Source organism: Pseudoalteromonas obscura, assembly GCF_030135505.1.
Lineage (GTDB): Bacteria > Pseudomonadota > Gammaproteobacteria > Enterobacterales > Alteromonadaceae > Pseudoalteromonas > Pseudoalteromonas obscura.
Map to the genome: position 1 here is coordinate 25,981 of NZ_JASJUT010000015.1, position 12,690 is coordinate 38,670.

Consider the following 12,690-nt stretch of genomic DNA (forward strand, 5'->3'; position numbering starts at 1 on the left):
AAAAACCGTATTTTTTACTGGACTTAAATTGGCGCTGGCACAATTTAAGCCCTAAATTTACTAAGCGGATGTGACGAAAAGGTGAATGAATGAACTTTTTAGCGGGGCTGACGATACGACAGCGACTTTCAGTTGGGTATGGCGCGATTTTATGTTTGATGATAATACTGACTGGGATAGGTATTAAGGATGTCAATTTTATTGATGATACCTTGGCACAAATGACCGATGTCAATTCGGTGAAGCAACGTTATGCAATTAATTTTAGAGGCAGTGTGCACGATACGGCAATTGCCATTCGCGATGTGGCTATTACTAACTCCGATGCTGAATTAAGCCAGTTTGAACGAGAAATCGCAGAACTCGAGCGCTTTTATGTTGAAGCGGAAAACAACATGGCACAGATGAAATCTAAAGGTGTGCCATTTAACGATAATGAACGGCGCATATTAAAAAGTATCGCAGATATAAAGGTTACGACACGCCCTTTGGTTGCGCAAATTATTGCTGACAAACGTGCGGGTGACAATGTTGATGAGGTGGTTTTACAGCAAGCGCGCCCCGCTTTTATAACCTGGCTTGCACGTATCAATGAGTTTATTGATTATCAAGAAGAGGCCAATCAAATTGCAACTCCAGAAGCGCGTGCAGTCGCCGGGGGCTTTGGTCAGTTTATGATAGGGGCTACTTTATTGGCGATCGCCGTGAGTGTGTTTATTGGCTTAATGATTGCTAAAAGTATTCGAGAGGCGCTTGGGGGAGAGGTGCGTCAGGCTGAAAAGGCACTCTCTGCGATTTCGCAAGGTGATCTTACTCAGAGCATGTCGACGGATTACCCAAACAGTATGCTGTCTAAATTGTTTGATATGAAATTACAATTGACGGAAATCGTATCAAAAATTGTAGGAGGGTCGACCGACTTAGCAGAGCAAGCCAAAGTAGTTTCTGCGGGGTCTGACAATATTTATGCTGCGGCGCAGCAGCAAGCGTCATTGACACAACAAACGGTTGTGCGGCTAGATAATTTGCGTAGCAGCATCGATCATGTCAGCGAATTAACGACAAAAACAGAAGAAAACTCGGAGTCGACCGTTGAATTTGCAGACAAAGGTCGTGATGCGATAGCCGCGAGTGCTGCGGAGATTGTGAAGATTGCTGAAACGGTCAATGGCACTGTTGCGCAAATTAAAAAACTAGAGGCCAATACAGAACAAATTGGCGGTATCGCCAATGTGATCAGTGGTATTTCAGAACAAACCAACTTATTGGCACTCAATGCGGCCATTGAAGCTGCGCGTGCCGGAGAATCAGGACGTGGTTTTGCTGTGGTGGCTGATGAAGTCAGACAGTTGGCCAAACGTACCGGGGAAGCAACGGCACAAATAGAGGCAATGATAGGTGAAATCCAAAAAGAAACATCAGCTTCTGTTGAAGCCATGGAGCAGACCCAGCCTCAAGTCGAAAATGGTAAAGCCTTGATCCAGCAAGCTACTGAGCTGTTGCAAAGCATTGATGCCCAAGCCAGCGATTCATTACAACGAGTGCGAGAAGTCGTGCAAGCAAGCACCGAGCAAGTGGGCGCAATCTCGGAAGTCTCGGAGGCGATGAATTCCATCGCGGCGATGTCTGACAATGCGATTGAAGTGACTGAGACCAATCGAGATGCGACACAAAAGCTGGATGCGCTATCGGCAGGTATGCGCAGCGCTATCGGCTTTTTTAAAGTGCGTTAGTCATTTTTGAGTCTGTGAGTGCAAAAAGATGGCTGCGCTTGCGAGTCTTATTCGGTTTGGAGAGACAGCTAACATGTTTCAACTTGTCTACATCAGTAAGGCGAAAAAGCGATTTACGGAACAGGAGCTGTTGCAGATGATGACTCAGTTTCGTCAACGCAATGCAAGCAATGGTATTACTGGGTTACTGCTGTATGACGGCAAAGGTACGTTTGTCCAATTATTGGAGGGGGAGGCCGAGTCTGTGAGCGCATTATACGCTCGTATTTGCCGAGATCCACGCCATGAAAGAGTAAACAAGTTACATGAGCAGTATGTTGAGCAGCGTCTGTTTGCGCAGTGGCAAATGGGTTTCAGGTGTGTTGAAAGCTGTGACATTGATAAACACGAAGGCATGTCAGAGTTTTTGGTTCAACAAGACAGTTACGGTTATTTACAGCATAACCCCGAGTTTTCTATTCAGTTACTCCACTATTTTAAACAGTGTTGATGAGGCTGATATTGCTTAACAAACTAAAAGGTGTTGATTATGAATCAACTAAAAATTGCACATAGAATATATTTAATGAGTGCTATTCAGCTTGCGATGTTGTTGCTGGTGAGTGTAATCGCTTTAGTGCAAATGGCTAAAATTGGCTATGAGCTAATTGATATAGCGGAGGAAGACATCCCCTTAAATAACTTCCTTACGCAGATAACGGAACATCAATTAGAGCAGGCCATTTTATTAGAGCGCATGTTGTTATATAAATCTTTGGCTGATGCCAATCACCCAGGGTATGACACAAAAGTTCAGCAATTGTCATTAAAATTGTCTGATTCCGTGGAAAAAGTCGGTCAAGAAATTAAAGATACACGGGCCTTTGCCACCAAAGCAATTACTTTGGCGCACTCACAAGAAGCGGCCAAGAAGTTTCAGCAGGTACAGCAGGAGCTGGATGTTATAAGCGCACATTATGCGCAAGCGAGCAGAGATATAACTGCGTTAATGCAACAGCTAACACAGCAGCCTTTGATTGAAATTATGCCTTTGGTGAAACAAATCGAGGCAGAAGAAGATCAGTTAAAAGATGAATTGATAGCCGTGTTGGCAGATGTTCAGGAGTTCACTCAAAAAGCGACGCTGCAAGCGGAGCACGACGAAATCTTGGCGATTAAATTAATTTCTGTAGCGGCTGTATTTGCCATTGTTGTGGCTATTGCCTCCGCACAGCTAATAGGTCGCTCTATCACGCAGCCGCTAGCAGCATTGATTGTAAGATTAAAGTCAATTGCCAGCGGTGACGGCGATCTGACCGTGATGTTGGATGACTCTGCAAAAGATGAGACTGGCGTTATGGCCAAAGAGTTTAACAAATTTGTCTCAGGTCTAAGGGAAACCATTCAAAGTACCAATGAAGTGGTGAAAAGCTTGGGTAGCTCATCGGAGCTGGCAATGAATGTGATGCGTCAAACTGAGCAAAGTGTCACTGAGCAAAAGCAGCAAACAGAGATGGTTGCCGCAGCTGTATACGAAATGACCACGACCACCCAAGATATGTCAAAAAGCACGGCGCATGCCGCTGAAGCAACAGCAAAAGTGCGTGAAAAAGTGAATGCCGGTAAGGGCATTGCCACTCAGACCAATCAAATTATTGAGAATCTCGTGACTGAGCTCAATTTAGCTTCCGATGACATTGGTGAGTTAGTCGAAGAGACCAACAACATAAGCTCGGTGTTAGAAGCGATACAAAGTATTTCAGAGCAAACCAACTTATTGGCACTTAACGCAGCGATTGAAGCTGCAAGGGCGGGTGAAACGGGGCGTGGATTCGCGGTCGTTGCGGATGAAGTACGGACCTTGGCAACACGCACTCAGTCATCAACAGCCGACATTCAAGATTTACTTGAACGACTCAAAACAGAAGCCAATAAAGTGGTGAGCAGTATGGAAAAAGGAAAAACGAGTGCTCATAACTGCTATCAAAAAAGTGAGCAGACCCAGCAAATGTTAGACTCAGCTTCAGATGCAATAGAGCAAATCAACGATTTAAATACTCAAATTGCCACTGCAACTGAGCAGCAATCTATGGTGGCGGTTGATATTGATAAAAATATAAACAATATCAATGAATTGGCAAAGGAAACCGCGCAGGGAGCAAGTGAAACCGCCGATGCGAATCACAATATTGCCAAGCGGAATATTGACTTGCACACCAATTTTAATCGCTTTGTAACCGACTAAGCAGGAAAATTTATCGATTTGTCATTTTATGTTCACCAAGTGCTTTTTATAGTGAAAAAAACAATGTAGGAATTTGAACAATGAATGACAGCAAAGCGGGCCATATTGCATTGGTATGCATCGTTTGTTTACTACTAGATCAAGGTTCAAAGTGGTGGGCCAGCGACAACCTTGTGGCTTGGCAAATGACCAGTTACTTGGGCGATATGGTGCGCATTGGTTACACCGAAAATCTTGGTGTCTTTTTGTCGGTAGGCGCTGGTTTATCTCCTGGGCAGAGAATGGTGCTATTTATTGGTGTAGTCGGTCTATTTTTACTGGCATTACTGAGTTATATGGTCAAAAGTCGAGATCTGTCCAAGTTGCAATTAACCTCTTTATCTTTAATTTTTGCTGGTGGTATTGGTAACTTGCTTGACCGTATTTTTAATCACGGTGCCGTGATTGACTTTATAAATCTGGGAGTTGGATCTATTCGCACGGGAATTTTTAACATCGCTGATGTTGTTATTTTGGTTGGTGCGATGATGATTATATTGTGCACCCCCTTCCAATCTGCGCAGCTAAAATGATACTTGAGCGCATCGAAGTCATCTCTTTTTCACTGTCGTAAATGTCCAATTTTTGCATTGTTGTTTCATCGTAAGCTCTCTTTGTCGAAAAATAAGGAGCAAACGATGATTTCACGTACACAGCTATATTCTAACTATCCATTTATTCACACCGCGCTAGCCCAGCTTGGGGAGCCTGCTGAACAGTCTCTTCCTGAAGCTACCGTTCACCTAATTCGACTCTATGTATCGAACATCAATGGGTGTCAATTTTGCCAAGCAATGCATGACGAGGCACTCAAAACAAGTGCATCTTCGAAATTGTATGAGCGATACAAGGCGGCGTTAGCAAATGAAGATTTATCGTCTCTAGAGCCTTTTGACCAAGCAGCATTATTTTTGGCACATAGAGTGACTTCGGCCTCCTCCTGTGAGCTTGATAAATACTTGCAACATTGTGTGAGCGAATCACAGCAGTTGGCGATTATTGGTTTAGCATTGCAAATTAATAATTGGAATCGTGTTGCGATAGGTCTCAACCTTTAACTTGCAATGACAGCTGGGCTAGATCAGAAATGTTGTTGTTATAAACCTGCTTAACTTTGAGTGGGTTTAAATGGCACCATGCGCGGCTGCTGAGATCTTTGTAACTAAAACTAGCTTGGCCAGCTCGCCAGTTGTCGTTCAGTAGCATGTCCAGTTTGATATAATGGCATGATACGCCGTGGCGTGGTGTACACATTTGAGGTTGCTGGCCAAGTAAGGTGATAGCGATACAGGGTGAACCTGACGACTGCTGATAGTGAAATTCACCATTGAGGTGAAACATGAGGTTGGTATAACCACTTTGTTTAAGGTGTACTTTAGCGCGCCCAGAAATGGTTTTATCTCCTACGTAAACAAGCAGCGAGATTTGGCAAATCGGCTTAGCCGAATCATAGCCAAGTATATAATTGGCAAGAAAAAGTCCGTTAATACCGCAAGATGTTGACAGCATGCCTGCCCCTTGACCGAGTTTATTATCTAGACTGCTGCACATATTGCTGCAGTCTATTCAATTATTGTTACTCTAGATTGAGCGGTGAGTTTATGCCATTACAGATAATTACAGTACTAATTATGTAAGTGTGTATTTACAAACTTAAAGCGAGTAAACATAGATAAATGCAGCGGGCGCGGCAAACCCTGCAATCACCAACCATCCCCGAGGTCCTAGCACTCCTCGTTTACCTTTGATCATAAATAAAGACGACAGAGCTAAATAAATGAGCAAGATTGCATAAAAATCCGAAAACCACATCCAAGCGGCACGAGCCTCATTGAGGTGTAATGCATTGAGTTGGCGAAGTAAAAAACGTGGCTCGACTTGCTCAACGATCACCTTATTTTGGCTCGGGTAAAGGTATAAAGTAGACGTTTGTAAAAACAACTTATATGTTGTCTGATCTGGCCAGAAACGGGCTTTGATGGTGTCGTCCAGTGCCAATTTTTGCAGCAATTGGTTTTCAAAATACGGTGTCTCTAAATCTAAGTTCTCTAGCTGCACAGAGTGAGTTATGCGCGAAACTTGGTAGTTAGAATTAAATTGATGAATATGATTAAGTGCTATTCCTGAGATAGCAAATACGAGCGTCATGCCAATACAGAAATAGCCAATATCTCTATGCAAGCTGCGATTGAGTTGAAACCATGACATTGTGCTGATTAGTCCTCAATGGTCACGGCAGTAGGAATGAAAAGGTGTAATACCTCTGGGGTATCAACTGGGCTTAGGTTTTGTGCCGTGCGCTTTTGGTTGGTTTGTTCCAGTGTCAGTGGTTTTATTTTCAATGTACCCGTAGCATAGGCTGTTTTTCCTTGTGCTGTCATTGGGAAAACCATGTCTCCATCGCGCACTTTTACTCTTAAAGATTGAAACTTTTTATCGCTTGCAAGTTGCATCCAGCAGCCACGTTTTTTACAGACTCTCGTAATAGTGCCTTGGATTGTAGACGTTTGAGTTGTATATCTTTGTGCTTCACTCAGTAACTGAGAAATGGACACCAATTTACTTTTGTCTGCACCGCCGTTATAAGTTTTGCCGATTGCCAATTGGCTAAACATTGAAGCGCAGGCCATTGTGGCCAGAATTACACCCGTTTTCATATCTTTTCCTTAATTCAAATGTTTTATACGGAACAATAAGTTACGACAAAGCGCATCACATTGGAACAGTAAGCGCACTCACTTACTAGGTAAGTGGTACTGGCTTTTATCACTTTTAGTTATTTGGCTATGACATAGAACCCTACCAAGTGTATAACTTGACTGCAAAATACCAAGTCACAGGTCATTTCTCTGATCTGCTTGTCCGTGCAGTTATCGACAATGTGACAGATGAGCGTTTTGTAAGAGCACTGTAGGGGAAGCGAACGGCCTAGAGAATTAGGGCGAAACTACAAATTGACCTTGAACTACACCTTCTAAATTGAAGTTTGCCGATACCTTTTGAGGCGGATTCAACACGGAGTATTTAATTGCTGGTAATAGGTGGCTGTGAGGGACGTGTGAGAATGTAGGTCAAAGCCAGTATTTCAATGACGGCCACTATTATCAACACATACCAAGGAGCGGCACTAAAACACAGTGCAATATAGCCTATCAGCATACCGATACCAGCTCCCCATTTCCCCTTAGGAGGGACTACTTGATATTCTCGCCATGCGACAAGGGAGGGACCAAATTTGGGATGCGTTAGCAACCAGTTTTCGAATTTTGGTGATGAGCGTGAAAAGCAAGCAAGTGCTAGGATAAAAAAGATGGTGGTAGGCATCACGGGCAAGGCCATACCTATAAACCCCAACCCTACAAAGATGATGCCTGCTGCATGCAACCAGAAACAGCGGTTAAAAAGCTTCTTCATAAATAGCTGTTTCTCCTTGGTTGTATACGCCGATATTAAAACAATATTCGGCCTGATTGACTAAATACCGAAGTGGTTATGCAGTATTTTAACAGCAGACGTCTCTCCATTATAGACGAAAAACGTAGTTAATTATCCTAATTAAAAGAGAATTCCTTTTTGGCAGGCCATAAAAATAGCGTTTGTTTTCATGGCCTTTGAAGGTACTTTAGAAGTAGTAACCAATGTTGATGTTAAAGCGTCTTTCAACATCGTCACTTTGCCCTGAAAGTGTACCGCCCACAAAAGGTTGGTTTTTAGCGTGAACCAAGTCAACGTAAGAAAATATAGGGCCTGCGGTGACCGCGACGCCAGTCACATTCATCCATGAATTATTTGATGCATCTGACTTATTGTAGATGGTGCCAAAGTCGTTATATAGCTGAAGGTGTGTGATAGGGCCATAGTTAACTGATAAGTTGTAGGCGATATTTACACTGCTCGATGTTGCTTCGGTTGGCATGGTGTCATAGGTCGCGTTGGCTGCTATCGCAATACGTTGCGTTGCATCAATCTGATAGTCGTATTGACCATGTTGCAATTGCAGATTCCAATTGCCAAGGTTGCTGTTAAGGTGTACTGCCCACGCTTGATAATCACCTGCACTATAATTACCGTCGTGTAAGCCTCCCGATAAAGCAGAGACCCCAATTGCCGTTGAGCCTGTTGGGTGTTCTAGATGATATGCGTAGCGCGCAACAAAGGTATTTTGCTCAGCTAGTTTCGAGGCCGGAGCGTCATAGGTACCTTCATCGTCGGCACGAATACCGACAATGTCGATAGAGTATCTGTCTTTGCGGTCTTCCACATAACCGTCAATGCCTCCAAGCTCATCATTTTTGAAAAAGCCTAAGTCAAGCTGCCAGTTATCGGTTACTTTTCTTCGCATGACGAGACCCATGTCATAGTCATCTTCAAGGCCCAAATAATAATTTGGACTCATAAAAAAACTGTGAGAGTTGTAGGGATCATTGCCAAATGGCACTTGTGTTAAACCGAGTTGTGTTTGCCATTGAGGAGTGATGTCGTAATCAAGGTAGGCATATTTAACGACGCTCATATAGTCAAAGAAGCGAATTTCCGCATTGACGCCAATGTCGGCAATCTCACCAGACACGTTAAAGCGAAATACATCAAAGTCTAAATCTCCACCGCGGTTTTTAGTATCCTCATCATATGAGTTTGTTGAGTAGTTGACGCGGATAGCGCCGCCAACTTTGATACCTGACTCTGAACTGTCTTTAGCTTCCTTTTCAGCTGCTTGATTGTTTTCCAGTTGTTGTATTTTTTGCTCTAATTGAGCGAGCTGTTGTTTCAACGCTGACAGTTCACTATTGGCCGAAATTGCATGAGGCGCGGTCAACAATAGCGCGCCACCTAAGGCGATTACTTGTCCAGTACTTCTTGACATTGATTAGACTATCCAGAGGGTGAGAATTAACAAAGGCGCAAGACTAACCCACAATATTTATGTGTGCAAATTGGTGGAAATTGCAAACTTTTATGGTTTGTAATCGGATTGTATCGCAGTGGTAAAAAGGATTGAGGATTGTCAGGTTATTGCTTAAATTTTGTTATGTTTAGGGTCCATTTAGAACGTTTTAGATTAAGTTAATTCACAACTTTTAGTTTGTTTATCAATGTATTGGTGTTTTTTTGTAAATAAGTGGTCAATATTGCACTAGGTGTGTTTTCCACATTTAAAAAAATCAATTTTTATGATTTTTTTGGCCAAATAGAGTTATTTGGCCACGCCATAAATGACTATCTAGAAGTAGTATCCAAAATTGAGGTTAAAGCGACGCTCCGTATCGTCACTGTCCCCGGCAATAGAACCGCCGACAAAGGGTTGATTTTTGGCATTAACAAAATCTAGATAAGAAAAAAATGCCCCAGCGGACATGGACACTCCAGTTACATTCATCCAAGTATCACTACTATTGTCTGATTTATCGTAGATGATGCCGAAATCATTGTAAAACTGCAGCGCATTTATCGGGCCTAGCTTTACTTTCATGTTATATGCGACATTAAAGTTAGACATGGTTGCCTCAGCTGCAATGGAGTCGTAAAACGCATAAGCACCCACGGCAATGCGGTCGATACCTGCGATATCATACTCGTATTCTCCATGCTGCATTTGCAGATTCCATTTACCAATGCTGGCATTCAGGTGCAGCGCCCATGCTTGATATTCTCCCGCTTTTTCAATTCCGTTGTGTAAATCGCCCATCAGGCCTGAGACACCTAGCTCTGTTGTGCCGCCTTTATGCTTAAAATGATAGCCATACCTACCTGAAAACGTATTGTACTCGCCCAGAGGCTGAGTTGGATCATCGTAGATCCCGTCACTGGTGTCTCTGGCACCCACGATATCATAGGAGTAGCGATCGCTTCGTGACTCAACATAGCCATCAACGCCACCGAGTTCATCATTTTTGAAAAAGCCTACATCCAGTTGCCAATTGTCGGCCAGCTTACGTTTGAAGAGTATGCCCATGTCATGATCGTCTTCTAAGCCGACATAATACGTTGTACCAAAAAACCAGCTGTGTGAATTATATGGCCAATTCCCAAATGGCACTTTAGTCATGCCCACTTGAGCCTGCCAATCTTTTGCAAAGTCATAATATAAATAGGCATACTTCACTGCGGTCATGTAATCAAAATATCGCCACTCCGCATTGAGTCCGAACCCGCCTATATTGCCAGAAAAATTCAGGCGAAATACATCAAGTTCGAAATCGCCTCCGCGATTCTTATTGTCATCGTCATAGGAGGTGTGGCTGAGCGTGGTCCTCACTGCACCGCCAACCTTGATAGTGGACGCTGGCTTTGTCTCTTTTGTTTTGCGCTTTTGTTGTGCTTCCAATTTCTCTATTTTCTTTTGCAGCTTTAGTAGCTGTTGCTTGAGCTCGGCCAGTTCTGTGTCGGACGCTGTGGCCAGTGCTGGCGTCAGCAGAACAAGACAGGTAGCAGCAAGGCGTTTACAGTTTGTGAGCGGCATTGGGATATATCCTTAAAAGCAGGCGTATCTGACATAAAGCGTAGTTGAGTATTTGATGCTGTCCATTGCCTTGGTATGTAACGTGGCAGGAATTTTTTAATCTTTTTGTATAGTTGAAGATCAACAACTATATTTTTTGAATGCCCACAGGAAGTTTCATTATGACTATCTCTCAAAAGTTACGCCTTGCATTCATCACCGCGATTGTGGTGCCACTGCTGATTATTGCCGTCATCGTTATTTCTCAAACAAGACAGCTTGCAGTGGATAAATTTGTAGAAATGAGCAGCCGAGAAGCTCAGCAGATTGATAATGGGATCAGCATGTTTTTTGAGGAAGTGGCCAAAAATGTAGCCTACTTGGCCAGTCACCCTGATGTACTGCAAGGTCGTGAGCAAGTGTCGATTTATATAGAAAATAGCAGTGCTGAGCAGATGTCTCCGGATACAGGAACTCCGGTGGAGCGTCGCTTATATGAGCTCTACAGGCAATTTGGCTCTTCACATCCGGGCATTTCCTATATTTATTTTGGCAATCCTCAAGGTGGGTATATTCAGTGGCCAAAAGGCCAAGTGAGTGCAAGATATGACCCTCGAGTGCGGCCTTGGTACACCACAGGTAAAGCCAACGGTGGTCAGACCGCACTGACGAAAGCTTATTATTGGGAACCAGATGACACGGCAATCATTTCAACCGTTAAGGCTGTGCAAGCGGGCGGGGAGTTAATTGGTGTACAAGGAATGGATGTTTCACTCAAAGGCTTAACAGACATAATCAAGAGTATTCGGTTAGGTGAAACAGGCTATCTTATGTTGGAAGAGGATAGCGGTACTATTTTGGTCAATGCTAAACATCCGGAATATACTTTCAAGCATATTGATGAGGTTGAAAATGGTCTCTACACCGAACTAAACCGCGCCCCTGATGGATTATTTGAGATCACCATCGACGGAGTTGATTTCTTTTCCAATATCTATACCTCGAAAACACTTGGGTGGAAGTTTATCGCATTTGTTGAACAGCAAGAGGTGATGAGCACAGCCAATAAAATGAAGGTAACCATTTTGGTGATCAGCGGGATCTTGGTGGCAATTTTTATTGCCCTAGCAACCTATATTGCCAACTTACTGTCAGGGCCAATTGTCAATGTGAGTGACGGTCTGACTGCGATCTCCCAAGGTGGGGGGGATCTGACTAAGCGCTTGGAAGTGACCACGCAAGATGAGACCGGAAAATTAGCAGAGAGCTTTAACCAGTTTTTAAACTTAATTGCGCAACTGGTACAGCAAATCAATCACTGTGCGCAGCAAGTGAATCAAACTGCGTTGGCAACCGCGGGACAGGCGGATGAATTGACAGGATCAACCAGTGCCCAGCAGCAGTCATTGGAAATGGCAGCAACCGCCATCAATGAGATGGCGGCAACGGCCAATGAAGTCGCATCAAGTTGCGCCAATGCTGCCGAGTTGGCTACACAAACTCAGCACGCTTCCGAGCTCGGTCAAACCGTGATTACGGAAACGGTGGACAGTGTCGCTGAGTTATCCGGTGTAATAAACCGCGCGACCTCAGATATCACAAAACTCGATAGTGAAAGTGAAAATATTATGTCGATTTTGAGTGTGATACGTGGGATAGCAGAGCAGACAAACTTGTTGGCATTAAATGCGGCGATTGAGGCGGCAAGGGCAGGAGAGCATGGGCGTGGTTTCGCCGTGGTTGCAGATGAGGTAAGGGCATTGTCGCAGCGCACTTCTGAATCAACGGAGGAAATCGCATCTCAGTTGGATAAACTGCGTAAAATGACAGAAGGCGTGTCGACAGACATGACAAATAGCCTAGAAAGAACTGAAAAAACAGTTGAGCTGACTCACTCTGCACAAAATCAATTCATTGAAATTACGCAATCTATCCAAAATATCAGTGATCTCAATACCCAGATTGCGACTGCTGCGGAAGAGCAACAGCATGTAGCGGAAGATATCAACCGCAATGTGGTCGAAATTAAAAACGCAGCTGACAGCGTCTCTGTGATAGCCAGCGATACCTGTGACAATGGTGATAAAATGACAGGCCTTTCAAAGCAGCTCACGGAGTTGGTTGGCAAGTTTAAAGTTTAGTTGATAAATTATGCTAACGTGCTGTTATTTTGTACAAAATTGTTGAAGATCATTCATAGTGAGCAAATCATGTTTACTCTGTGGAGACGGCTCGGTAATGTAAGGACAGTTAAA

Annotated in this window: 12 protein-coding genes; 6 read left to right on the plus strand and 6 right to left on the minus strand. The window is 43.6% G+C overall.

The window, feature by feature from the left end:
• The first annotated feature begins 89 nt into the window (after positions 1–89).
• From QNM18_RS24480 to QNM18_RS24500, 5 genes are all read left to right on the plus strand, one after another.
• Complete coding sequence (locus tag QNM18_RS24480) at positions 90–1,733, plus strand: methyl-accepting chemotaxis protein (protein ID WP_211013212.1); 1,644 nt, start codon at positions 90–92, stop codon at positions 1,731–1,733.
• A 73-nt stretch (positions 1,734–1,806) separates the two neighbouring features.
• On the plus strand, positions 1,807–2,223 hold the full coding sequence (locus QNM18_RS24485; protein WP_284138688.1) for a BLUF domain-containing protein: 417 nt from the start codon (positions 1,807–1,809) through the stop codon (positions 2,221–2,223).
• A 39-nt stretch (positions 2,224–2,262) separates the two neighbouring features.
• The gene (locus QNM18_RS24490; RefSeq protein ID WP_284138689.1) at positions 2,263–3,957 is read left to right on the plus strand and encodes a methyl-accepting chemotaxis protein; all 1,695 of its coding nucleotides are present in this window, start codon (positions 2,263–2,265) and stop codon (positions 3,955–3,957) included.
• An 80-nt stretch (positions 3,958–4,037) separates the two neighbouring features.
• The gene (lspA, locus tag QNM18_RS24495; RefSeq protein ID WP_284138690.1) at positions 4,038–4,529 is read left to right on the plus strand and encodes a signal peptidase II; all 492 of its coding nucleotides are present in this window, start codon (positions 4,038–4,040) and stop codon (positions 4,527–4,529) included.
• 105 nt (positions 4,530–4,634) lie between these two features.
• Positions 4,635–5,054: a carboxymuconolactone decarboxylase family protein gene (locus QNM18_RS24500; protein ID WP_284138691.1), complete on the plus strand. Its 420-nt coding sequence runs from the start codon at positions 4,635–4,637 to the stop codon at positions 5,052–5,054.
• Here the strand turns inward: QNM18_RS24500 and QNM18_RS24505 are convergent.
• The 6 genes from QNM18_RS24505 to QNM18_RS24530 form a co-directional block, all read right to left on the minus strand.
• On the minus strand, positions 5,044–5,505 hold the full coding sequence (locus tag QNM18_RS24505) for a DUF1842 domain-containing protein (RefSeq protein WP_284138692.1): 462 nt from the start codon (positions 5,503–5,505) through the stop codon (positions 5,044–5,046). The two genes, QNM18_RS24500 and QNM18_RS24505, sit on opposite strands and share 11 nt — an antisense overlap.
• Before the next feature lie 144 nt (positions 5,506–5,649).
• The gene (locus QNM18_RS24510) at positions 5,650–6,204 is read right to left on the minus strand and encodes a PepSY-associated TM helix domain-containing protein (RefSeq protein WP_211013206.1); all 555 of its coding nucleotides are present in this window, start codon (positions 6,202–6,204) and stop codon (positions 5,650–5,652) included.
• A gap of 8 nt (positions 6,205–6,212) precedes the next feature.
• Positions 6,213–6,653: a DUF4920 domain-containing protein gene (locus tag QNM18_RS24515; protein WP_284138693.1), complete on the minus strand. Its 441-nt coding sequence runs from the start codon at positions 6,651–6,653 to the stop codon at positions 6,213–6,215.
• A 367-nt stretch (positions 6,654–7,020) separates the two neighbouring features.
• Complete coding sequence (locus QNM18_RS24520; protein WP_211013205.1) at positions 7,021–7,410, minus strand: YbaN family protein; 390 nt, start codon at positions 7,408–7,410, stop codon at positions 7,021–7,023.
• 208 nt (positions 7,411–7,618) lie between these two features.
• Entirely contained in the window at positions 7,619–8,860 is a 1,242-nt protein-coding gene (locus tag QNM18_RS24525; RefSeq protein ID WP_284138694.1) for a carbohydrate porin, read from the minus strand.
• 357 nt (positions 8,861–9,217) lie between these two features.
• The gene (locus QNM18_RS24530; protein WP_247687564.1) at positions 9,218–10,456 is read right to left on the minus strand and encodes an OprO/OprP family phosphate-selective porin; all 1,239 of its coding nucleotides are present in this window, start codon (positions 10,454–10,456) and stop codon (positions 9,218–9,220) included.
• Positions 10,457–10,617: 161 nt separating this feature from the next.
• On the opposite strand from QNM18_RS24530, the gene QNM18_RS24535 reads away from it, so the two are divergent.
• The gene (locus QNM18_RS24535; RefSeq protein WP_284138695.1) at positions 10,618–12,576 is read left to right on the plus strand and encodes a methyl-accepting chemotaxis protein; all 1,959 of its coding nucleotides are present in this window, start codon (positions 10,618–10,620) and stop codon (positions 12,574–12,576) included.
• The last annotated feature ends 114 nt before the right edge of the window (positions 12,577–12,690 follow it).